We start from the raw sequence: 21,151 nt of genomic DNA, 5'->3' as shown, positions 1-21,151 counted from the left end.
GGGGTTTTTCTCCTGACCGGCGGGGCAGCGTCCGATCGGCACAACCCCCCACCGGGAGGAGACGCCTTCCATGGCGACCCGATATCGGCCGCACATCAGCCTGCTCGGCCTCATCTACCTGATCATCGGCGTGTTCATCGCCTGGGACCGCGGCTACATCGACGAGGGCCTGGTCGAGAAGATCGTCAGCGCGTTGCTGGCCGTCTTCCTCTGGATCCTCGTCCTGCTCGGCGTGGACTTCCACATCAACTTCTGAACCCTCGCGTCCCCCGAACCGGGCACGGGCCGTCCCTCTTCCCCCGCGGAGGGACGGCCCGTGTCCTTGCCGACAGGTGCACGTCCCCACCCGGGCCATAGACGACAAGTGCCGCAAAAGTTACTTTCCGCTCATGACGAAAAAGGACTGCAGTTGCGGACATGGCGGCGGATGCTCGTGCGCGAAGGGCTGCTCCTGCGGCTGCAACGGCTGACCGCCGCGCCGCCGCGCTCAGCCGAGCGCGGGGGCGCGCCAGAGAATCAGGGCGTCGGCGTCGGCGCCGGTCGCGATGACGGTGGAGCCCGCGGCGGACAGGGCCGTGAGGCGCTGGTCGCCGGGTCCGGTGAGGCCGGGAACGGCGACCCGCCGCCAGCTCACGCCGTCGGGTGACGTCAGAACCGCCGCGTCGTCCTTCGCGGAGGCCGCCGCGACGAAACCGCGCGGCGTCGCCGCGAGCGCGGTGGCGCTCAGGCCGGGGCCGAGGTCGTGCCGCGTCCAGTTCGCCCCGGCGTCGGTGGACACCAGCGCGGCCGCGTCGCCCGCGATCGCGACGAGGGTGTCGCCCCGGGCCGCGACCTGGGTCAGCGGAGCGGTGAGGCCGGCCGGAAGCCGGGCGGCGGTCCAGGTGAGGCCGTCCGGGGACGTCCAGGCCGCGGGCACCCTGCCGCGTCCGCCGACCGCCGCGTAGGCCCTGCTCGTCGCGGCCACGTCGGCCGGTGCGCCGTCGAGGCCCGCGCGGCTCCAGGTGCGCAGGTCGGCCGAGCGCCAGGCGACCCCGGTCCCCACCGCGACATACCCGGCCGGCCCGGCGGCGGCTGCCACGGGCGGCGGGCCCGCCGGGAGAACGGGCTTCTGCCAGGTGAGACCGTCCTGCGACGTCAGCGCGAGGGGGCCGGGGGACGTGCCCGACGCGCGGCCGACGGCCAGCCAGCCGCGCCCGCCGCGGACGGCGTCGGACAGCAGGCCGGCCGTGGTGGGGAACCCGGCGCGCCTCCACGCGCGGCCGTCGGGGGACGTCCAGACCGCGGCGTTGCCGTTGGTGCTGCCCACCGCGACGGAGACCCCCGGCCCCGCGGCGAGCGACCTGACCGAGCGCTCGGGGTGGACGGCCCCCGGGACGGTGCGCAGGTCCACGCCGAACAGGTAGCCGTCGTCGCCCTGCCGCCCGGAGATGTTGATCTTTCCGTCGGCGACCGTCAGTCCGCTGCCGCGCACCGGCGCGGGGACGGCGCCACCCGGCTGCCAGGTGCGGCCGTCAGCGCTGCGCAGGACGGTGCGCGCGCCCCGCTGGCCGGCCGCTGCGCCCCGGACGATGACGGCGAGCCCCGAGGGGGTGCCGTCGAAGCGCTCGACGCCTCCCCCGCCGAACCGGCCCGCGGCCCGCCAGCCGGTGCCGTCCGCCGAGGTGAACAGGACGCCGAAGCGCGCCGTCCTGCGGTGCTTCCCGCGGCCGGTCGTCCGCCGGCCCTCGCGGACGGTCGCGAACCCGCCGGGGCCGACCGCCAGGCCCTTCATGGGCCCGAACGAGCCCTGCGCCTGCGGGACCCCGGCGGACGTCCACGTCCGGCCGCCGTCGGTGGACCGCCAGAGGCCGTCGGTCCGCACGGTCCGGGTGACCTTCTTCCTGCCCCGCTTCTCGGTGACCTTCCTGCCGTAGGTCCCGTGGACCACGATCACGTTGCCGGAGGCCGCGACGCGGTCGAGGGCGATGATCCCCGGGAGGCCGTCGACGCGCTGCCACGCGCGGCCGTCCGCCGAACTCCAGGCCACCGCGCGGCCTCCGGACGCGCCCACGGCGACGAAGCCCTGGCCGGTGCGGGCCAGGTCGTTCACCTGGTCGGACGGTGTGAAGCCCGCGGCGGGCGGGCGGCGCGTCCAGGTCGCGGCGTCCTCGCTCGTCCACGCCGTCACGCTTCCGGCGGAGGTGCGGCCGAGCGCCGCCCAGCGTCCCGCGCCGCCGTCGATCAGGCGCGGGGTGTCGCCGGCGGGCACGGCCGAGCCGTCCGCCGTGCGCAGCGCCGCGAGCGACCAGGCGTGCCCCGCGTCGGCGGAGACGAGGAAGCGGGCCCGCTCCCGGCCGGGGACGCCGTCGCCCTCGGTGCCCGCCGCGACGACGGTGCCGCCCGCGGAGGCGATGGTCGTGAGGTCCTGGACGAGGCCGTCGCTCGTGGCGGCGGGGTCGGGGGCGAACAGCCGGTCCGCCGCGACGGGCCCGGGGACGCCCTGCTCCGCAGGCCCGTCGTCGCCCAGGGACACCGCGTAGACCGCGCCGGCGGCGACGACGGCGAGCCCGGCCGAGACCGCGGCACGCGCGCGCAGCCGCCGCGTGGGTCCGGACCGCATCGCCGGCCCGGGCTCCGGCGGGGGCCGGGGCCGGGGCGGACCGGCGACCCGGACGTCGTGCGGGTCGGGGCTCACCGGGCGCGGCCGCGCCGGCCCGCGCTGTGCGGGGGACTTCGCCGGGGACTTCGCCGGGGACTTCGCGCGGGCGGCGTCGCGGCCCGCGGGCCTCGGCGCGGCCTCCGGGGCCGGAGCGCCGTGGCCCCAGTCCAGCCCGGCGGACCGCCACGCCTCGTAGGCGCGCTGCCAGGGCGACCGCGCGGCCGGCATGTCGGCGAGATCGCCCGCGACGCCGAAGGTGAGGCGCCGGCGCACGTGGCGGGAGTCCGCCGGGCCCTCCTCGGCCGTCCGCCGGGCCTCGTGCTGCTCCGGGGTCCTCGCCGTCACACGCGCTCCTTCACGGTCCCTGTCGAGTCACCATCACATCGCGCCACGGGCGGCCTTGTACTGACATCCACGTGAACGGCGGCCGATGGGGCCGCGGGAGCGTTCTATCACCTCACGCCCGAGATATCCGATCTTTCACGTCGATCGCTCCCTTGTAGGCGTAGCCCTTGACGCGCAGGACCGGAGCCCCGGACGGAGGGGCGCCGCGGACCTCGGCGGACACGCCCACGCCGTCCGCCTCCACGCGGACCCCAGGCGGAGCGACGATCTGCACCGTGGACTTGTAGGCGAGCACCCACAGCGTCGTGACCTCCCCGTCCAGGTCGGCCTCGCGGAGGTCGAGCAGGCCCGTCCCCTTGTAGACGACGGTCGTGAACCGTTCGGGCAGGCGCCAGCGCCCGGCCTTCGCCACCGACCCCTTGTAGGCGACCTGGAACCGTCCGGCGGGCGCCCTCCCGGTCTCCTCCCGGGCGGCCCGCCCGGACGGCAGGTCGGCGACCAGCGCGCCCAGGTCGTCGTAGGTGCGCGCGGCCAGGGCCAGGTCGATGCGCTCGTCCAGCTCGGCTTCGCTCAGCCGCCCCTCGGCGAAGGCGGTGTGGAGCCGGACGAGCATCTCGTCGCGGTCGCGGTCCGAGGCGCGCACGGCGGGCACGGCGCGGTCTTGCTCGACGCTCATCGCATCTCTCCTTCGGGCGTTTCCGCCTCGACAGCCTGGCTCCTCCAGCGACTGGAGGGTCAAGACGCGATGTATCTTAACTCGCCGTCGCTCGGCTATCGAGACATTCGTCCGCATCCCGACGCGCGATCATGGCTGCGCTCTTTCCGGACGGCCGTCCACTAGATTCGGATCAGCCCGTTCATCGAGGTCAGGGGGTCGGTCCATGGGCGGCACGGTCGGCCGTGCGCACGGTCCGTACACGCTGTACGACCTGGACGCGCTCCCCGAGGAGGGCCGCCGCTACGAGCTCGCCGACGGCTGGCTCAACGAACTGCCCGGCGACCTGTGGCACGACCACGCGGCCGAGCAGCTCAAGACCGTCCTGAAGGAGGCGGCCCGGCAGGCGGACGCCGACGTGCACGTCGCCGGAGCGCCGCAGGACGTCACGACCCCGGCGGGCGTCCGCAAGCCGGACGTCTTCGTCGTCGCCCGCGACGTGGCCCGCGCGGCGCTCGAACGCCAGACCCGCACCTACTACGGCCCCGACCTCCTCCTGGTCGCCGAGGTCGTCACGCCGCGCACGGTCAACGAGCAGATCGACCGCGTCCGCAAGGTGGACGAGTACGCCGCGACCGGCATCCCGCACTACTGGCTCGTCGACCTGGAGCCGCGTCCCGCCCTCACCCTGCTGGAACTCCGCGACGGCCGCTACGAACTGGCCGGCAAGGCGCGCTCCGGCGAGACCCTCGCCCTGGACCGCCCCTACCCGATCACCTTCGACCCGGCCCGCCTCTCCGAAATGGACTAGCGGGCGGCGCGGTTCTACGTCCCATGACTGAGAAGATGCGCGCGATCCGGCAGGACGTCCTCGGCGGGCCCGAGGTGCTCAGGGTGGTCGAGGTCGAGCGGCCGGAGCCGGGGCCCACGGAGGTGCTCGTCCGGGTGCGGGCGGCCGGGGTGAACCCGACCGACTGGAAGCACCGGGCCCACGGCGGCTTCCTCGGCAGGCCCCCGTTCACCCTCGGCTGGGACGTCTCCGGCGTGGTGGAGAAGGTCGGCGTGGGCGTGACGCTGCACAAGCCGGGCGACGAGGTCTTCGGGATGCTCCGCTACCCGTTCGGGGCCGGCTCCCACGCCGAGTACGTCGCGGCGCCGTCCCGGACGTTCGTCGCCAAGCCGTCCGCCATCGACCACGTTCAGGCCGGGGCCCTGCCGCTGGCCGCGCTGACGGCGTGGCAGGCGCTGGTCGACACCGCCGACGTGCGGGAGGGCCGGCGGGTGCTGATCCATGCGGCGGCGGGCGGGGTCGGGCATCTGGCCGTGCAGATCGCCAAGGCGCGCGGCGCCCACGTGATCGGGACGGCGAGCGAGGGCAAGCACGCCTTCCTGCGCGGGATCGGCGTGGACGAGCCGATCGACTACCGCGGCGTCGACTTCGCGGACGTCGTCGAGGACGTGGACGTCGTCCTCGACACCATCGGCGGCGACTACGGGCCGCGCTCGCTGCGGGTGCTCCGGCCGGGCGGGACGCTGGTGTCGCTCGTGCTCAGCAGGCTCGACGCCATGGACGCCACCGGCGTCCGCGCGGAGAGCCTGCTCGTCGAGCCCGACCACCACGCGCTGGAGCGGATCGCCGCGCTCGCCGGGGCCGGGGAACTCCGCGCCGAGATCGACTCGGTGTTCCCGCTGGAGGAGGCGGCGAAGGCCCACGAGCGCGGCGAGACCGGCCGGGTCACCGGAAAGATCGTGCTGACGGTCTAGGCTCGGAGCGTGCTGCTGCTGACGACGCTCGACGCCTGGCGGGCCCAGCCCGGTCCCCGTTTCGTCCTCGGAGAGGCGGAGGCCGTGTGGGCGCCCGACGACGAGCCCGGCCTGCTGGCCGTAGCCGACCGGGAGTTCACCGGCGGCCCGCTCGTCGCCGTCACCCTCGACCCCGCTCCCGGCGTCGTCCCGGCGCGCGGCGTCGTCGACCGCACGACCGCGTCCCGCGTCCGCCACCTGCGGCGCGGCCCCGACGGCCGGCACGTCGCGGCCCTGGACCGTCCGGCGACCGCCGAGGCGCTGGACCTGCTGCCCCACCCCGAGGGCGGCTGGTACCGCGAGACGTGGCGGTCGGACGCGGCGTTCACGCCGGACGGCTACCCGGGCGAGCGGGCCGCCGCCACCGCCATCTACTTCCTGCTGCCGCCCGGCGAGGAGTCGATCTGGCACGCCGTCCGGTCGGCGGAGCTGTGGCTGTGGCACTCCGGCGGCCCGCTGACCCTGCTGCTCGGCGGGGACGGCGACCGTCCGTCCCCGGCGCCCGAGCAGGTCACGCTGGGCGCGGACGTCGCGGGCGGTCAGGTGCCGCAGGCCCTCGTCCCGCCCGGCGCCTGGCAGGCCGCCCGCCCGGCCGGGGGCGAGGAGGTCCTGGTCAGCTGCGTCGTCTCCCCCGGCTTCGACTTCGCCGACTTCCGCGCCCTCTGACCGCCGGGCCCCTCACCGCTTGCGGCGCGGGCGCACCGCCTGCTCCGCCCAGAACGGCTCCATGACCCGGCCGATCGCCCGGACCACGGTGCTCAACTCGCCGTCCGACAGCGGCCCGAAGACGTCCTCGCCGACCGCGTCGGCCAGGGCGCGCGCCCGGCGGTGCAGAGCCCGGCCGTCCTCGGTGACGCGGACGCGGTACCGCCGCCGGTCGTGCGGGTCGCGGGCACGCTCGCAGAGGCCGCGCGCCTCCAGGTCGTCCACGAGCCCGACCATCAGCGTGGGGTCGAGCAGCAGGTAGTCGGCCATCTCCTGCTGCGACAGCGTCTCGGACGTGCTGAGCATCGCCAGCACGAGAAAGTGCCGCACACGGATGCCGAGCGGTTCCAGTTCCTCCTCCAGCCGCTGCTCCAGCCACCACCCGCACTTGGACAGCTGGAAGCCCGCCAGGGACGCGAGCCCCTCCGGCAGCCCGTCGCGCATCGCACCCTCCGCCATGGCAGCAGGATATATCCGTTCGATCATCAGTTGACTCGATCATAGAAAAGTTCGATCATCTACGGATGGCACCAACTCTCGGGCTCTTCGCCGTCAACCTGCACGCCTGCGCCGACCCGCACGTCGCCGCCCGGATCGCCGCCCTGGCGGAGGACCTCAGATACGACTCCGTCTGGGCCGGCGACCACGTCGTGCTGCCGCGCCCGCGCGTCGCGCCGTCCCCCGCCGAGCCGGACGCGCCGTTCCTGGACCCGCTGGTCGCCCTCGCCCACCTCGCCGGCCGCACCGAGCGGATCGCGCTGGGCACCGGCGTGGTCGTCCTGCCGCAGCGCAACCCCCTGGTCCTGGCCAAGCAGCTCGCCAGCGTCGACGTGCTCAGCCGGGGCAGGCTCGTCTTCGGCACCGCCGCCGGATACCTGGAGCCGGAGATGCGCGCGGTCGGCGTCCCGCCCGAGGGGCGCGGGGCCCGCGCCGACGAGTACCTCGCGGCGATGCGGTCCCTCTGGTACGACGACGAACCGTCCTTCCACGGCCGCCACGTCGACTTCGCGGGCGTGGACGCCCACCCCCGGCCCGTTCAGCGGCCGATCCCCGTCGTGACGGGCGGCCACAGCCCCGCCGCGCTGCGCCGGGCCGCCCGGCACGCCGACGGCTGGTACGGGTGGATGCTCGGACGCCGCGCCGCCGCGGAGACGATCGCCCGCCTGCGAACCCTGACCGCAGAGGAGGGCCGCGATCCCCTCCACGTCTCGATCAGCCCGCCCCGCCCCCCGGACGCCGGGTACGTCCGGGACTACGGCGAGCTGGGCGTGGACCGGCTCATCGTCGTCCCGCCCATGGGCGTTTCGCCGTCCGAACTGGAACGCTTCGTGACCGACCACGCCCCCCACGCCCTGGGCGCCCGCCCCGCCCCCTGAGCCACCAGGAGGCACACCGCGGGCTCAATCGCTGGAAAACGCCGAGTCGAAAGAAGTGGTGGGGAGTTCCATGGCGTTGAGGGCGCGGACGAACTCCAGGGCCTCGGGGGCCCCTTGGAGGCGGTCCATTCCGGCATCCTCCCACTCGACGGAGATCGGGCCGGTGTAGCCGATCGCGTTGAGGGCGCGGAAGACGTCCTCCCACGGGACGTCGCCGCGGCCGGTGGAGATGAAGTCCCAGCCGCGCCGCAGGTCCGCCCACGGCAGGTGGGACGACAGGCGGCCGCGGCGGCCGTCGCCCGTGCGGACCTTCGTGTCCTTGCAGTCGACGTGGTAGATCCGGTCGCGGAAGTCGAGCAGGAACCCGACCGGGTCGAGCTCCTGCCACACGAAGTGGGACGGGTCGAAGTTCAGCCCGAAGGCGGGGCGGTGCCCGATCGCCTCCAGCGTCCGGACGGTCGTCCAGTAGTCGTAGGCGATCTCGCTCGGGTGCACCTCGTGGGCGAAGCGGACGCCGACCTCGTCGAACACGTCCAGGATGGGGTTCCACCGCTCGGCGAAGTCGGCGTAACCGCGCTCCACCATCGACTCGGGGGTGGGCGGGAACATCGCGACCGTGTGCCAGATCGAGGAGCCGGTGAACCCGACCACCGTGTCCACGCCGAGCCGCGCGGCGGCCCGGGCGGTGTCCATGATCTCGGCGGCGGCGCGGCGCCGGACGCCCTCGGGCTCGCCGTCGCCCCAGATCCGTTCGGACAGGATCGCCTGGTGCCGCTCGTCGGGGTTGTCGCAGACGGCCTGCCCGACGAGGTGGTTGGAGATCGCCCACACCCTGAGGCCGTGCTCGGCGAGCGTCTCCAGCTTGCGCGGGACGTAGCCGTCGTCGGCGAGGGCCTTGTCGACCTCGAAGTGGTCGCCCCAGCAGGCGATCTCCAGGCCCTCGTAGCCCCAGCCGGCCGCCAGCCGGCAGACCTCCTCGAACGGCAGGTCCGCCCACTGGCCGGTGAACAGCGTGACCGGTCGTGTCATCATTCGCTCCCTTCGACGTCGATCCAGCATCGGGCCTCGGCGCTGCCGGCGACCGCGGCGAGGACGCGCTGCACCTGCAGTCCGTCGGCGAACGACGGGCGCGGGTCGGTGCCGTCCGCGATCGCGGTGAGCAGGTCGGCGGCCTGGTGGGTGAACGTGTGCTCGTAGCCGAGGAGGTGGCCGGGCGGCCACCACCGGTCCGCGTACGGGTGGACGGGCTCGGTGACGACGATCCTGCGGAAGCCGGCGGTCGCGCCGTCTTCCTCGCGGTCGTGGAACCACAGCTCGTTCAGCGACTCCAGGTCGAACGCCAGGGCGCCGGAGGAGCCGCTGACCTCGATCCGCAGGGCGTTCTTGCGGCCGGTGGCGAACCGGGTGGCCTCGAACGAGGCGAGCGCTCCGCCGTCGGTGCGCCCGACGAACAGGGCCGCGTCGTCCACGGTGACCCGCGCCGTCCCGCCGCCGGGGACGGGGCGTTCCGGGACGAACGTGTCCATCAGCGCCGAGACCCCGACGAGGTTGTGCCCGGTGATGAACTGCGCGGTGTCGATGATGTGCGCGCCGATGTCGCCGAGCGCGCCCGTCCCGGCCCGGTCGCGGTCCATCCGCCAGGTGAACGGCGCCTCCGGATCGGCCAGCCAGTCCTGCAGGTACTGGGCCCGGATGTGCCGGACGGCGCCGATGCGCCCCTGGTCCACCAGCCTGCGGGCCAGGGTGACGGCGGGGACGCGCCGGTAGTTGAACCCGACCATCGACCGGACGCCGCGCTCGCGCGCCCGCTCCGCGGCGGCGGCCATCGCCTCGGCCTCCGCGACGGAGTTGGCGAGCGGCTTCTCGCACAGCACGTGCTTGCCCGCGTCGAGCGCGGCGACGGCGATCTCGGCGTGGCTGTCGCCCGGCGTGCAGATGTCGACGAGCTGGACGTCGTCGCGGCGGAGCAGCTCCTTCCAGTCGGTCTCCACCGACGCCCAGCCGAGCGCGTCGGCGGCTGCGCGGGCGCGCTCGGCGGAGCGTCCCGCCAGGGCGGTCATGACGGGTCTCAGCGGCGGCTCGAAGAACGGCCCCACGCTGCGCCACGCCTGGGAGTGGGCGCGTCCCATGAACGCGTGCCCGACCATCCCGACTCCGACGGTCGTCATGTTCTGCTCACCTCTCTGTGTCGTGTTCCGGGGGCGGGCCGCGGTCCCCCGAGCCGGCGCGCCCGCCCTCCGGGGGCGGGCGCGCCGGCGCCCCCGCCGCTCAGGACTCGAAGCCGAGCGGCATGTAGGTGTCGACGTTGTCCTTGGCGACCGTCTCGGAGGCCAGGGTGATCGACTGGGGCACCTGGAGCTCGACCAGGTCGGCCATGCCCTTGCCCTGCGCGATGAGCCGGCCCAGCTTGATCGCGGACGCGGCCATGGTCGGCGGGTAGGTGACGGTGGCCTCCAGCACGCCGCCGCCGGACTTGATATCGCGCATGGCGTTGGCCGAGCCCGCGCCGCCCACCATGAAGAACTCCTTGCGGCCGGACTGCTTGATCGCGGCGAGCACGCCGACGCCCTGGTCGTCGTCGTGGTTCCACAACGCGTCGATCTTCTTGTGCGCCTGGAGCAGGTTGGAGGCGACCTGGTTGCCGGACTCCACGGTGAACTTGGCGTCCTGCTTGGCGGTGACGGTGTAGCCGTAGGACTTCAGCGCGTCCGCGAAGCCCTTGCTGCGGTCCTGCGTCAGCGGCAGCGTCGCGATCCCCTGGATCTCCAGGATCACCGGGTTCGAGGCGCCCTTGCCCTTCAGCTTCTTGCCGATGTAGTGGCCGGCGGAGACGCCCATGCCGTAGTTGTCGCCGCCGACCCACGTCCGGTATGACAGCTTGTCGGGGAAGACACGGTCGAGGTTGACGACCGGGATGCCGGCGTCCATCGCCTTGCGGGCGACCTGGTTCAGCTGCTCCCCGTCGTTGGGCAGGATCACCAGCACGTCGACCTTCGCGCGGATCAGCGACTCGACGGCGGAGATCTGCTGGTTGATGTCGTTGGTCGGCTCGACCGGCTTGAACGTCACGTCCTTGTACTTCTTGGCCTGCGCCTCGGCGTTCTTGGCGATCGCCGCGATCCAGCCGTGGTCCGCGGCGGGCGCGGAGAACCCGATGGTGACCTGCTTGCCCGGCTTGTCGTTGTCGCCGGCGAGCGACCCGGCCTGCGCCGCAGGGCTCGGGTCGTCCTTCTCGCTGTTGCTCGTGCAGGCCGCGGCGAGGCTGCCCGCCGCGACGACGGCGCCGCCGAACAGGACGCCTCTGCGGGTGGGACGGGGGCTCTGATCACGCATGACGTGCTCCTGATCAAGGGATGGGGCGTCCCCCGCCGCGCGTTCCCCGGGACGCGCGGCGCCGGACGTGGGGTGGGTGTCGGGCGGTGTCCTCAGGTGGGCGAGCGGAGCCCGCGGCGCTGCAGCAGCACGGCGATCACGATGATCGCGCCCTTGGCGATCAGCTGGTCGCTGGTCTGCAGGCCGTTCAGGATGAACAGGTTGGTGATGAGGGTGAACACCAGCACGCCGAGGATCGACCCGGCGACGGTGCCGCGCCCGCCGGTGAGCAGCGTCCCGCCGATGATGACGGCGGCGATCGCGTCCAGCTCGTACAGGTCGCCGTGGGTGCTGGAGCCGGTGGTGGTGCGGGCCATGATGATGAGCGCGGCGACGCCGCAGCAGAACCCGGACAGCGCGTACAGCAGCAGGGTGTGCCGGCGGACGTCGATGCCGGCCAGCCGCGCCGCCTCGGGGTTGCCGCCGACCGCGAACGTCCGGCGGCCGAACGTGGTGCGGTTGAGCAGCAGCCATCCGGCGGCGGCGACCGCGGCGAAGATGTACACGACGAGCGGCAGCCCGAGCACCTTCGTGGTGGACAGCGCCTCGATCGCGTCGTTCTCCGGCCGGACGAGCTGGGTCCTGCGGTCCGACATCCGCTGCGCCAGCCCCCGCGCCGCGACGAGCATCGCGAGGGTGGCGATGAACGGGACCAGCCTCCCGTAGGAGATCAGCAGCCCGGTGACGACTCCCGCGCCGGTGCCGACGAGGACCGCGCACAGCGCCATCACCGCGGGGCCGTAGGACTGCGTCGCCACCGTCGTCGCCCACACCGACGCCAGCGCCATCACCGACCCGACGGACAGGTCGATCCCGCCGCCGATGATGACGAACGTCTGGCCGACGGTGATCACGCCGATGGTGGCGGCGAGCGCGAGGATGCCGACGACGTTGCCCGAGGTCGCGAAGTTGCCGGGCTCGGTCACCAGGCCGACGACCGACAGCAGCACCAGAGCGGCGACGAGCCCGAGGTGGTGGATCTCGCGGCTCCCGGCGCCGCCCCGCGCGAACGGCAGCCGCGGCCCCCCGCCCCCGCCGGTCGGCCGGGCGGGCGCCCCGCCGTGCTCGCCGGTGTTCTTCTCGGTCCGGGGGGCCGACCCTCCGGAGTGAAAGGTGCCGGTCACAGGGCACTCCCCTCCATGATCATGTTGAGCACGGCGCCCTCGTCGAGGTCGCGGGCGTCGCCGGTGTGCACGACGCGCCCCTCCCGGACGACGAGGACGCGGTCGGCGAGCCCGAGCACCTCGGGTACCTCGCTGGACACCAGCAGCACCCCGATCCCGCGCCCGGCCAGCTCGCGGATCACCGCGTACAGCTCGGCGCGGGCGCCGACGTCCACGCCGCGGGTGGGCTCGTCGAGGATCAGCAGCCGCAGCCCGGCCGTGCCGAGCAGCCACCGGGCCAGCACGACCTTCTGCTGGTTGCCGCCCGACAGCGTCACGACCGGGCGCCGCGGGTCGGGCGGCCGGATGTCGAGCGACTCGATCTGGCGCCGCACGTCGGCGAGCTCGCGGCGGCGGCTGAGCCAGCCGAACGAGGCGTAGCGCGGCAGCGAGGCGACGCTGACGTTGGCGGCGACGGTCTCGTTCAGCAGCAGCGCCTGGCTCTTGCGCTCCTCGGGCGCCATGCCCATGCCGCGCCGCACCGCCGCGCCCGTGTCGCCGGGACGGACCGGGCGGCCGTCCACGAGCACCCGTCCCCGGGCGGGGCGCCGGGCCCCGTAGACGGTCTCCAGGATCTCCGAGCGCCCGGACCCGACCAGCCCCGCGAGCCCGACGATCTCGCCCGCGCGGACGGTGAGCGACACGTCCTCGAACGCGCCGGGCAGCGTGAGGCCCTCGACCCGCAGCACCTCGGGGCGGCCGTCCTCGGGCTCGGGCCGCGGGGGGAACACGTACTCCACGTCGCGCCCGGTCATGAGCGAGACGATCTCGTCGGTGGAGGTGCCCCGCGCGGGCAGCCCGCCCGCGACCGACCGGCCGTCCTTGAGGACGGTCACCCGGTCGCCGATCTCGCGGATCTCCTCCAGCCGGTGCGAGATGTACACCACCGCGACACCGGCCGCGGTCAGCTCCCGGATGATGCGGAAGAGGTTGGCGACCTCGTCGTGGGCGAGCGCGGCGGACGGCTCGTCCATCACGATGAGGCGGGCGTCGTGCGATAGGGCCCGGGCCATGCTGACGACCTGCTTGCCCGCCGCCGGCAGCCGCCCGACCTCGCGGCGCGGCGGGATCTCCCCGTGCCCGAGGCGCCCGAGCAGCTCCCGCGCCGCCCGCTCGGCCTCGCCGCGGCGGGTGAACCCGAAGCGGGCCCTCTCGTGCCCGAGGAAGATGTTCTCGGCGACCGACAGGCCGTCCACCAGGTCGAGTTCCTGGTAGATCGTGGCGATCCCGGCGCGCATGGCGGCGGTGGGTCCGGCGAGCCGGACCGGCGCTCCGCCGAACACGATCTCGCCTTGGTCGGGCTGGTGCGCGCCGGCGAGCACCTTGATGAGCGTGGACTTGCCGGCGCCGTTCTGGCCCAGCAGGCAGTGCACCTCGCCGGGGCGGACGTCGAGGTCGACGCCGTCCAGGGCGCGGACGCCGGGGAACTGCTTGACGATGCCGCGCATCCGCAGCAGCGGTTCGGGTTCGGGCGAGCCCATCGGGCCTCCTCGGGGGCCGGAGAGGGGGTCAGGACGCGGAGAAGACGTGGTCGCTGATGAGCCGGGCGCCGCCGACCACGCCGGCGGCGCCGGCGAGCTCGGACAGCACGATCGGAAGGTTGCCGGTCGCGAGCGGCGCGGACCGCCGGTACACGACGCTGCGGATCTCCGCGAGCAGCGCGTGGCCGAGGCCCGCGACGCCGCCCGCGATGATGACGAGGCCGGGGTTGAAGAAGCTGACGAGCCCGGCGAGGACCTGGCCGACGTGCCGGCCGCCCTCCCGGATGATCTGCACCGCGCACGGGTCGCCGGCGGCGGCCGCCTCGCCGACGTGCTCGCCCGTCAGCTGCCCGTGGGTCTCCAACAGGGCCGCGAGGGCGGGCGAGCGGCCGGACCGCGCCGCCGCCTCGGCGTCCCGCGCGAGCGCCGCGCCGCCGAAGAACGCCTCCAGGCATCCGGCGTTGCCGCAGGCGCAGGTCGGGCCGTCGTCGTCGACCCGGATGTGGCCGATGTCCCCCGCGCTGCCGGACACGCCCCGGTAGATGGCGCCGTCCACCACGATGCCGCAGCCGATCCCGGTGCCGATCTTCACGAGCAGGAAGTCGTCCACCGACCGGGCGAGCCCGGCGTGCAGCTCGCCGAGGGCCATCAGGTTCACGTCGTTGTCGACGAGGACCGGGCAGCCGAGCTCCTGGCCGATCGCGTCCCGCACCGGGAACCGGTCCCAGCCGGGCATGATCGGCGGGACGACCGGCATGCCGTCGCGGAAGCTGACCGGCCCCGGCACCCCGATGCCCGTCCCGTGCACCTGCGGGATCAGGCCCTCGTCGCGCAGCTTGCCGAGAAGGTCCAGCGCCCGCTCCAGCACCACGGTCGCGCCCTGCCGGACGTCGCACCGCTCGCTGACGTGCCCGAGGACCTCCAGCGCGCCGTCGGTCACCGCCACGTCGATCGAGGTCGCCCCGATGTCGAAGGCGACGAACCGCAGCCGCGGCGACAGCCGGACGATCCCCGACCGCCGCCCGCCCCGCGAGGCCGCCAGCCCGGCGCCCTCCACGAGACCGAGCTCGACGAGCCGGTCCAGCTCCACCGCCAGCTTGGACCGCGACAGCCGGACGACGTCGCCCAGCTCGGCGCGCGAGCGCGGCCCCTCGTCACGCAGCAGCCGCAGCAGGCGTGCCTGGTGCACGTTCTGCGGGCGAGCCGACATGCGCATCACGCCGTCCTCTCGGGATCGGGCCCGGCGCGGTGTGACGCCGGTCTCATGCCCGAGACCGTAACCCGCTTTCGCCGCCCTGAGAAGACCTTTCCCTCAGAATCTCCAAACTTTCCACACTCAGAAGACAAAGCTGCGGACACAGAACGACCCCGCCCAGCGCACAACCACGCCGAGCGGGGCCGTAACCCGCCTAACCGCCTACCTCAGCCCCCACCGCAACCACGCGACGACCTCACCGCCGCGATCGCGTCCGAAGGCAGGTTCGAGCTTGCGAGAACCTGATCGCGCAGCGAGCCGCTAGGCGAGTCGAAGCGATGCCAGCGATCGCCCGCTTTCTCGACGATGGAGGGCCGCCAGGCCCGAAGGAGGAGAAAAAGCAATCAATACGCCATCTGTCGTCCTGTGCTCATGGTTCGCATGATGTGTTCGACGAGGCTGATGAGGACGCGCTTGGCGTCCTCGCGGTCGCGGACGTCGCAGGAGATCACGGGGATCTCCGGGGCCAGGTCGAGGGCGTCGCGGACCTGGTCGGCCGAGTGCTGGCCGGCGCCGTCGAAGCGGTTGACGCCGATGATGAACGGGACGCCGCGGCGTTCGAAGTAGTCGACCGAGGCGAAGCAGTCGGCGAGGCGGCGGGTGTCGACGAGGACGACCGCCCCGAGCGCGCCCTTGGCCAGTTCGTCCCACATGAACCAGAACCGGTCCTGGCCGGGGGTGCCGAACACGAACAGCACCAGGCCGTTGGGCAGGGTGATGCGCCCGAAGTCCATCGCCACGGTGGTGGTGGTCTTGGACGCGACGGCCGTGGTGTCGTCGATCCCGATGCTCTTCTCGGTCAGCGCCTCCTCGGTGCGCAGCGGGCGGATCTCACTGACCGCGCTGACCAGGGTGGTCTTGCCGACGCCGAAACCGCCGGCGACGAGGATCTTTACCGTCAGCGCCGAGTCGCCCTGCTGGGCGGCCGCGTCAGAGCGCACGGATTCCATCGATCACTTCCTTGAGTACGCGCTCGCTGGGGAACTGCGCCACCGGCGCGGGGCGCCGGACCTGTATCAGCGAGTGGTCGAGCAGATCGCCGAGCAGGACACGGACGACCCCGAGGGGAAGTTCCAGATCCGACGCTATCTCGGCGACCGACAACGGGGTGCGGCAAAGCTCCAGGATCATGTCATGTTCGGGCTCCGGCGCCCATGGGGTCGCCGGAAGTGCGTGGGCGTCCTCCGCGGGTTCGGGCGGGTCGGCCGCGACGATCAGCGCGACCAGGTCGAACTCGACGCCGTCGTAGTGCGTCCGGCCTCGGGTGAGCGCGTACGGGCGCACGACGGGGCCCGCCGCGTCGTCGTACCACGCCGTGCCGCCCACCTCACGCTCCGCCGGACTCGGCCGCGACGACGCGCGGGTTGGCCGACAGGTGCTGGCCGACCCGGGTGACGAGCATCGCCATCTCGTAGGCGATGATCCCGAGGTCGGCCTCGGCGTCGGCGAGGACGGCCAGGCAGGCGCCCCGGCCGGCGGCGGTGACGAAGAGGAACGACGACTCCATCTCCACGATCGTCTGCCGGACGGGCCCGCCGCCGAAGGACTCCCCGGCCCCGCGGGCGAGGCTCTGGAAGCTGGCGGCCACGGCCGACAGGTGGTCGGACTCCTCAGGCGCCAGCCCGCTGGACGCGGCGATCCGCAGCCCGTCGCTGGACAGCACGACGGCGTTCTGCACCGGGGCGACCCGCTGGACGAGGCTGTCCAGGAGCCAGTTGAGCTCGCCTCCGGCTCCGCCCGGGACCTCCGCGCCGGAGTGCTGGGGCTGTGTCATGGGGCGTCGTCCTCCTGGTCGCCTACGTGTCCCGCGGCCTCCGCGTCGGCCGCGTCCTGCCTGCCGCGCTGCCAGCCGCGCTGCATGCTGGACAGCATCGTTCGCATCGACTCGGGCGAGCGGGCGGCGCCGTCGTCCGGGTCCTCGCCCGCGGGAACGGTCCCGGCCGGGTCGCGGCCGGCCCCGTCCGCGGGAGCGTCCATGGGGACGGGCGCCGCGAGCGGCGTCCCGGCCGGCTCCGGGGCTGGCTGCGCCGGGGGCGCGGCCGGTTCCGGAGCGGTCGGCGGGGCCTGCCCCTGCGCGGCCAGGTGCGCGTCCACCCGTTCCTTGAGCTGGGGCGCCAGGTGCTGCTGCCGCCTGCGCCTGGGCAGCTCTCCCTCCCGCGGGGGCGGGACGGGCTCCGGCCGCTCTTCGGGCCGGGCGGGCGCGGGCGGCGCCTCCGCCTCGGCGGGAGGCGTCGCGGCCGGCACGGGCGCCATAGGCACCGCGGGCGCCGGCTCCTCGGCCGGACGCGCCGGCTCGGGCCGGTAGGGCTCGGCCTCGGCGACGAGCCGGACGTACCCGCCGGACTCGCCTCCGGGCGTGGCCGCCGGGAGCGCCGCGGCGGCGCTCGGCAGCTTCTGCATGGGGCCGGTGGCGCGGCGCACGGCCGGTTCCGGCTCGGCGCTCTCCACGATGAGCGAGCTCGGGATCAGCGCGATCGCCGTCGTCCCCCCATACGGGGACGGGCGGAGGGTGACGGTGATGTCCTGCCGCTGCGCCAGCCGGGCGACGACGAACAGCCCGAGCTGGGCGCTGTCGGACGGGTCGAACTCGGGCGGGTGGGCGAGCCGCTCGTTGGCCCTGCGCAGCGCCTCCTCGGTCATCCCGAGGCCGCGGTCCTCGACCTCGATCGCGAACCCGCTGGCGACCGCGTGGCCGCTGACCCGCACCGGCGACTGCGGCGGCGAGAACGTGGTGGCGTTCTCCACCACCTCGGCGAGCAGGTGGATGACGTCGGCGACGGCGGAGCCGAGCAGCGAGACGCGCGGCAGCGGCTGCACCCGCACGCGCGGGTAGTCCTCGACCTCGGCGACGGCGCCGCGCACCACGTCCACCAGCGGGACGGGACGGCGCCAGCCGCGGCCGGCGGTCTTGCCCGCCAGGATGACCAGGCCCTCGGCGTGCCGGCGCATGCGCGTCGCGAGGTGGTCGAGGCGGAACAGGTCCGACAGCTCCGAGGGGTCCTCGGTGCGGCGCTCCATCGTGTCGAGCAGGCTGAGCTGCCGGTGCAGCAGCGCCTGGTTGCGGCGCGCGAGGTTGACGAACACCTCGCTGATGCCGCGCCGGGCCGCGACCTCGCCCTCGGCGGCGACGAGCACGGCCTCGCGGGCGCGGTCGAAGGACTCGGCGATCTGCCGGATCTCGGTGATGCGGTAGTCGATGTCGGGCGCGGCCTCGGGCTCGACGGAGGCGCCGGCGCGGACCTGCTCGGCCAGCAGCGGCAGCCGCATGCGGGTGAAGTCCACGACGCCGGAGGCGAGCGTGCGGCACTCCTCCAGCAGCCGCCGCGACACCCGGACCGCGAGCAGCGCCGACAGCACGATGGCGAGCAGGCCGACGCCGCCGGCGAGGCCGAGGCGGGTGAAGGCGCTGATCGCGATGTTCTCGCCGTGGTCGACGACGTCGTCGAGGGCCCTGTTCTCCAGCTCGAACAGCCGGCCGTTGACGGTGTCGGCGAGCGACCGCCAGATGGCGGGCTCGATGACCGGCGTGTGCGGGGCGCGGGCGGCGGGCTGCCCGGTGCGGGCCCCCGCGGCGGGCCGGGTGCTCGCCTCGGGGGTCGTGCGCACGGCGGCGCGGGGCGGCTCGGCGCCGCGGATGACCTGGTCCTCCAGCGACCGCAGCTGGACGAACGGCGGGGACGCCGCGAGCCGCTCGTAGCGTTCGTAGTCGTGGTGCAGGTTGGGCGCGTTGTCGGCGTACAGCATCCGCTGGGCGCCGACGAGCTGCGCGAACTGCCCACGCTCGGCGGTCGTGATGTGCCCGGCGGCCAGCGCGCCGGACAGCAGGGCGTCCTCGCGCGACATGAACTCGCGGGCGCGGCCCAACGAGGCGAGCGTGCGGGCGTGCGCGGTGATGGACCCGTCCCCCGGCGTGGTCGCGTTGTAGATGGCGAAGCCCGCGTCGATGATGCCGCTGTACTCGCTCAGGACGCGCTCGCGGTCGGAGACGCGCTGGTCGATGCCCTGGCGGACGCCGTGCAGCGTGTCGATCCGCTCCACGAAGGCGTCCAGCCGGTCGGCGACCTGGGGCAGGATCGAGCCCCGCAGGCCCTTGTCGCGCGCGCCCTCGCGGACCTTCTCGGCCACGTCGTCGGTGGTCTGCCGCTGCGTCCGCATCACGCCGGCGTCGAGGCGGGCGCCGCCGAGCTCGGCCATCGTCAGCCGCCGCTCCTTCTGCAGCGCGTCGATGAGGTGCTGCGTGGGCAGCACGGTCTTCTCCTGGAACTCGCGGCTCCGCAGCAACTGGTTCGCGTCGCCGTAGGTGAAGGCCGTGAGGAACACCCACAGCGAGGCGAGCGCCAGCAACGGCACGAGGACCAGCAGGCTGATCCTCGCCCGGATGGAGGAGAAACGGGGGCCCATCACGGCTGGCGGACCCTGCTCACGTGTGTCGCGGTCGGCATTGGGGGGCGGGACATGCGGGGGAAACCTCCCGATGCGTGGAGTACGGGGGTGTGCGGGAGCCTACTACGTCGCGGGTTCACGATGATCGGCCTTCCGGCCGCCGGGCGCCTCGTCCTCGTCGTCCGGCCAGCTCAGCACGTGCTCCATCAGCGCGACGAGCACCTCCTTGGACGACTCGCGGAGGCGCGCGTCGCACAGCACCACCGGGACGCCGGGGTCCAGGTCGAGCGCGATGGCGATGTCGCGGGGCCGGTGCGTCCGCTCGCCGTCGAAGCAGTTCACGGCCACCACGAACGGGACGCCGCGGCGCTCGAAGTAGTCGATCGCGGGGAAGCTGCCGGTCAGCCGGCGCGTGTCGGCGAGCACGACCGCGCCGATCGCGCCCGCCGCCAGCTCGTCCCACATGAACCAGAACCGCTCCTGGCCGGGCGTGCCGAACAGGTAGAGCAGCAGCTGGTCGGAGAGCGTGATCCGGCCGAAGTCCATGGCGACGGTCGTGGTCTCCTTCGCGGCGACGCCCGCCACGTCGTCGACCCCGGTCCCGCGGTCGCTCAGGAGCTCCTCGGTGTGCAGCGGCCGGATCTCGCTGACCGAGCCGACCATGGTGGTCTTGCCCGCGCCGAACCCGCCCGCGATCAGGATCTTGGTGGTGACCGGCGGCCGGGCCCCGAAGCCCGGCCCGGCCGCCGCCCGGTCAGAGCGCGCGGAGTCCATTGAGCACCTCCCTCAGCACCCCGGACGAGGGCCGCCGGCCCTCGGCCGGGCGCGCCTCGTCCACCACCGCGATGAGCCCCTTGTCCCGCAGGTCGCCGAGCAGCACCCGCACGACCCCGAGGGGCAGGCCGAGGTCGGCCGCGAGGTCGACCACCGTCACCGGCCGCGCGCAGCCGCGCAGCACCCGCGCGTGGTCGGGGCTGTAGCGCAGCCGGTCGCCCGGGGGGACGCCGGTGGCCGCGACCATCGCGATCAGCTCGAAGCCCGCGCCCTCGGGACGGGTCCGCCCCCGCGTCATCGCGTAGGGGCGCACGAGCGGACCGGCCTCCCGGTCCAGCCAGCGCTCTCCCGGCGGGGTCATCGGTCAGAAGCCCCGCGGCGCGGACCCCCCGGCGCCTCCGAACCCCTGACCGCCCGCCTCCGCTCCGAACCTCGGGCTCGCCTGCAGGTGCTGGCCGACCCGCTTGACCAGCACCGCCATCTCGTAGGCGACGAGGCCGGCGTCGGCCTCCGCCTCGGCGAGCACCGCCAGGCAGGTGCCGTCGCCCGCCGCCGTCACGAACAGCAGCAGCGCGTCCATCTCGATGATGGTCTGGCGGACGTTGCCGCCCGCGAAGTGCCGCCCGGCGCCGCGCGCGAGGCTCTGCACGCCGGACGCCAGCGCCGACAGGTGCTCGGCGTCCTCGCGGGCGAGCTCGTTGGAGGCGGCCACGGCCAGCCCGTCGCGCGACAGGATCACCGCCTGCCGCACCGTCGTGACCCGCTGGGCGAAGTCGTTGAGCAGCCAGTTCAACTCACCGGTCACGGTGTTGTGCATCATCGGGTCCCCTCATCCCCCATGTCGGACGCGCGTCCGCGCCGCCATCCCTGCTGTATCGATGCCATCAGCGAGCGTGCCTCCTCGGGCGAGCGTGCGACGGCCCCGGTCGCGCCACCGCCGGACGGCGGTGGCGACGGGGGCCTGTCGCGCAGTTGCGGGGCCAGGTTCCTCTGCCTGACGCGGCGGGGCAACCCGGCGTGGGTCCCCGCGGGCTGCCAGTCCTCACCGGCGGCCTCGGGGGTGTTCTCGGCGCCGCCGCCGGGGCCCTCGGGCGCCGGCGGGTGGGCGTCGTCCGACCAGGGGTTCGGGGCGGGACGCGGCGGCGCGGCGGGCGCCGGCCGGTCCGGGACGCCCCACGGCGCGGCGGGCTCGGCGGGCGCC

At 74.3% G+C, this 21,151-nt stretch carries 21 protein-coding genes and 1 pseudogene; 5 read left to right on the top strand and 17 right to left on the bottom strand.

Going from position 1 to position 21,151, the window contains the following annotated elements; translation table 11 throughout:
• The first annotated feature begins 70 nt into the window (after window positions 1-70).
• Window positions 71-256: a hypothetical protein gene (locus tag ABD944_RS39005; protein WP_345186343.1), complete on the top strand. Its 186-nt coding sequence runs from the start codon at window positions 71-73 to the stop codon at window positions 254-256.
• 231 nt (window positions 257-487) lie between these two features.
• Here ABD944_RS39005 and ABD944_RS39000 read toward each other — a convergent pair whose 3' ends face one another.
• Complete coding sequence (locus tag ABD944_RS39000; RefSeq protein WP_345186340.1) at window positions 488-2,983, bottom strand: sialidase family protein; 2,496 nt, start codon at window positions 2,981-2,983, stop codon at window positions 488-490.
• Window positions 2,984-3,095: 112 nt separating this feature from the next.
• Complete coding sequence (locus ABD944_RS38995) at window positions 3,096-3,659, bottom strand: DUF1707 SHOCT-like domain-containing protein (RefSeq protein WP_345186338.1); 564 nt, start codon at window positions 3,657-3,659, stop codon at window positions 3,096-3,098.
• 205 nt (window positions 3,660-3,864) lie between these two features.
• Between ABD944_RS38995 and ABD944_RS38990 the strand changes: the two genes are divergently transcribed.
• The 3 genes from ABD944_RS38990 to ABD944_RS38980 are packed head-to-tail and all read left to right on the top strand — an operon-like array spanning window position 3,865 to window position 6,107.
• The gene (locus ABD944_RS38990; RefSeq protein ID WP_345186335.1) at window positions 3,865-4,449 is read left to right on the top strand and encodes a Uma2 family endonuclease; all 585 of its coding nucleotides are present in this window, start codon (window positions 3,865-3,867) and stop codon (window positions 4,447-4,449) included.
• Between the two features lie 35 nt (window positions 4,450-4,484).
• The gene (locus tag ABD944_RS38985; RefSeq protein WP_345186396.1) at window positions 4,485-5,402 is read left to right on the top strand and encodes an NADP-dependent oxidoreductase; all 918 of its coding nucleotides are present in this window, start codon (window positions 4,485-4,487) and stop codon (window positions 5,400-5,402) included.
• Between the two features lie 9 nt (window positions 5,403-5,411).
• Complete coding sequence (locus ABD944_RS38980; protein WP_345186332.1) at window positions 5,412-6,107, top strand: cupin domain-containing protein; 696 nt, start codon at window positions 5,412-5,414, stop codon at window positions 6,105-6,107.
• A gap of 12 nt (window positions 6,108-6,119) precedes the next feature.
• On the opposite strand, the gene ABD944_RS38975 is transcribed toward ABD944_RS38980, so the two are convergent.
• Entirely contained in the window at window positions 6,120-6,605 is a 486-nt protein-coding gene (locus ABD944_RS38975; RefSeq protein ID WP_345186329.1) for a MarR family winged helix-turn-helix transcriptional regulator, read from the bottom strand.
• A gap of 65 nt (window positions 6,606-6,670) precedes the next feature.
• Between ABD944_RS38975 and ABD944_RS38970 the strand changes: the two genes are divergently transcribed.
• Entirely contained in the window at window positions 6,671-7,522 is an 852-nt protein-coding gene (locus ABD944_RS38970) for an LLM class F420-dependent oxidoreductase (protein ID WP_345186327.1), read from the top strand.
• Between the two features lie 24 nt (window positions 7,523-7,546).
• Here the strand turns inward: ABD944_RS38970 and ABD944_RS38965 are convergent, their stop codons facing one another.
• The 14 genes and pseudogenes from ABD944_RS38965 to ABD944_RS38900 form a co-directional block, all read right to left on the bottom strand.
• Window positions 7,547-8,551 carry a sugar phosphate isomerase/epimerase family protein gene (locus ABD944_RS38965; RefSeq protein ID WP_345186325.1) on the bottom strand — a complete coding sequence of 335 codons (1,005 nt, stop codon included), beginning with the start codon at window positions 8,549-8,551 and terminating at the stop codon, window positions 7,547-7,549.
• Entirely contained in the window at window positions 8,551-9,690 is a 1,140-nt protein-coding gene (locus ABD944_RS38960; RefSeq protein WP_345186323.1) for a Gfo/Idh/MocA family protein, read from the bottom strand. Before ABD944_RS38960 ends, ABD944_RS38965 begins: the two co-directional genes overlap by 1 nt.
• Before the next feature lie 100 nt (window positions 9,691-9,790).
• Complete coding sequence (locus ABD944_RS38955; protein ID WP_345186321.1) at window positions 9,791-10,855, bottom strand: ABC transporter substrate-binding protein; 1,065 nt, start codon at window positions 10,853-10,855, stop codon at window positions 9,791-9,793.
• A gap of 92 nt (window positions 10,856-10,947) precedes the next feature.
• Window positions 10,948-12,018, bottom strand: coding sequence for an ABC transporter permease (locus tag ABD944_RS38950; RefSeq protein WP_345186319.1), 1,071 nt, complete (start codon window positions 12,016-12,018; stop codon window positions 10,948-10,950).
• Complete coding sequence (locus tag ABD944_RS38945; protein WP_345186315.1) at window positions 12,015-13,538, bottom strand: sugar ABC transporter ATP-binding protein; 1,524 nt, start codon at window positions 13,536-13,538, stop codon at window positions 12,015-12,017. Before ABD944_RS38945 ends, ABD944_RS38950 begins: the two co-directional genes overlap by 4 nt.
• Before the next feature lie 28 nt (window positions 13,539-13,566).
• Window positions 13,567-14,754 (bottom strand): ROK family transcriptional regulator, encoded by a 1,188-nt coding sequence (locus ABD944_RS38940; RefSeq protein ID WP_345186312.1) that lies wholly within the window; start codon window positions 14,752-14,754, stop codon window positions 13,567-13,569.
• 383 nt (window positions 14,755-15,137) lie between these two features.
• Entirely contained in the window at window positions 15,138-15,743 is a 606-nt protein-coding gene (locus ABD944_RS38935) for a GTP-binding protein (RefSeq protein ID WP_345186309.1), read from the bottom strand.
• A complete protein-coding gene (locus tag ABD944_RS38930; RefSeq protein ID WP_179833175.1) occupies window positions 15,724-16,119 on the bottom strand; it encodes a DUF742 domain-containing protein in 396 nt (131 codons plus the stop codon). The genes ABD944_RS38935 and ABD944_RS38930 overlap by 20 nt, the downstream gene beginning before the upstream one ends.
• A 1-nt stretch (window position 16,120) precedes the next feature.
• On the bottom strand, window positions 16,121-16,567 hold the full coding sequence (locus tag ABD944_RS38925) for a roadblock/LC7 domain-containing protein (protein ID WP_345186305.1): 447 nt from the start codon (window positions 16,565-16,567) through the stop codon (window positions 16,121-16,123).
• Complete coding sequence (locus tag ABD944_RS38920) at window positions 16,564-19,194, bottom strand: sensor histidine kinase (RefSeq protein ID WP_345186304.1); 2,631 nt, start codon at window positions 19,192-19,194, stop codon at window positions 16,564-16,566. The genes ABD944_RS38925 and ABD944_RS38920 overlap by 4 nt, the downstream gene beginning before the upstream one ends.
• 105 nt (window positions 19,195-19,299) lie before the next feature.
• Window positions 19,300-19,950: a GTP-binding protein gene (locus tag ABD944_RS38915; RefSeq protein ID WP_345186303.1), complete on the bottom strand. Its 651-nt coding sequence runs from the start codon at window positions 19,948-19,950 to the stop codon at window positions 19,300-19,302.
• On the bottom strand, window positions 19,931-20,311 hold the full coding sequence (locus ABD944_RS38910; protein WP_345186301.1) for a DUF742 domain-containing protein: 381 nt from the start codon (window positions 20,309-20,311) through the stop codon (window positions 19,931-19,933). The genes ABD944_RS38915 and ABD944_RS38910 overlap by 20 nt, the downstream gene beginning before the upstream one ends.
• 3 nt (window positions 20,312-20,314) lie before the next feature.
• A complete protein-coding gene (locus ABD944_RS38905; RefSeq protein ID WP_378188546.1) occupies window positions 20,315-20,770 on the bottom strand; it encodes a roadblock/LC7 domain-containing protein in 456 nt (151 codons plus the stop codon).
• Window positions 20,767-21,151, bottom strand: a pseudogene (locus tag ABD944_RS38900) (histidine kinase); the annotation flags it as partial. The pseudogene ABD944_RS38900 and the gene ABD944_RS38905, both read right to left, overlap by 4 nt.

This window comes from Actinomadura verrucosospora, from assembly GCF_039540335.1.
Lineage (GTDB): Bacteria > Actinomycetota > Actinomycetes > Streptosporangiales > Streptosporangiaceae > Spirillospora > Spirillospora verrucosospora.
The sequence above is the reverse complement of the archived record's forward strand: the minus strand, read 5'-3'. Positions and strand labels throughout refer to the sequence as shown.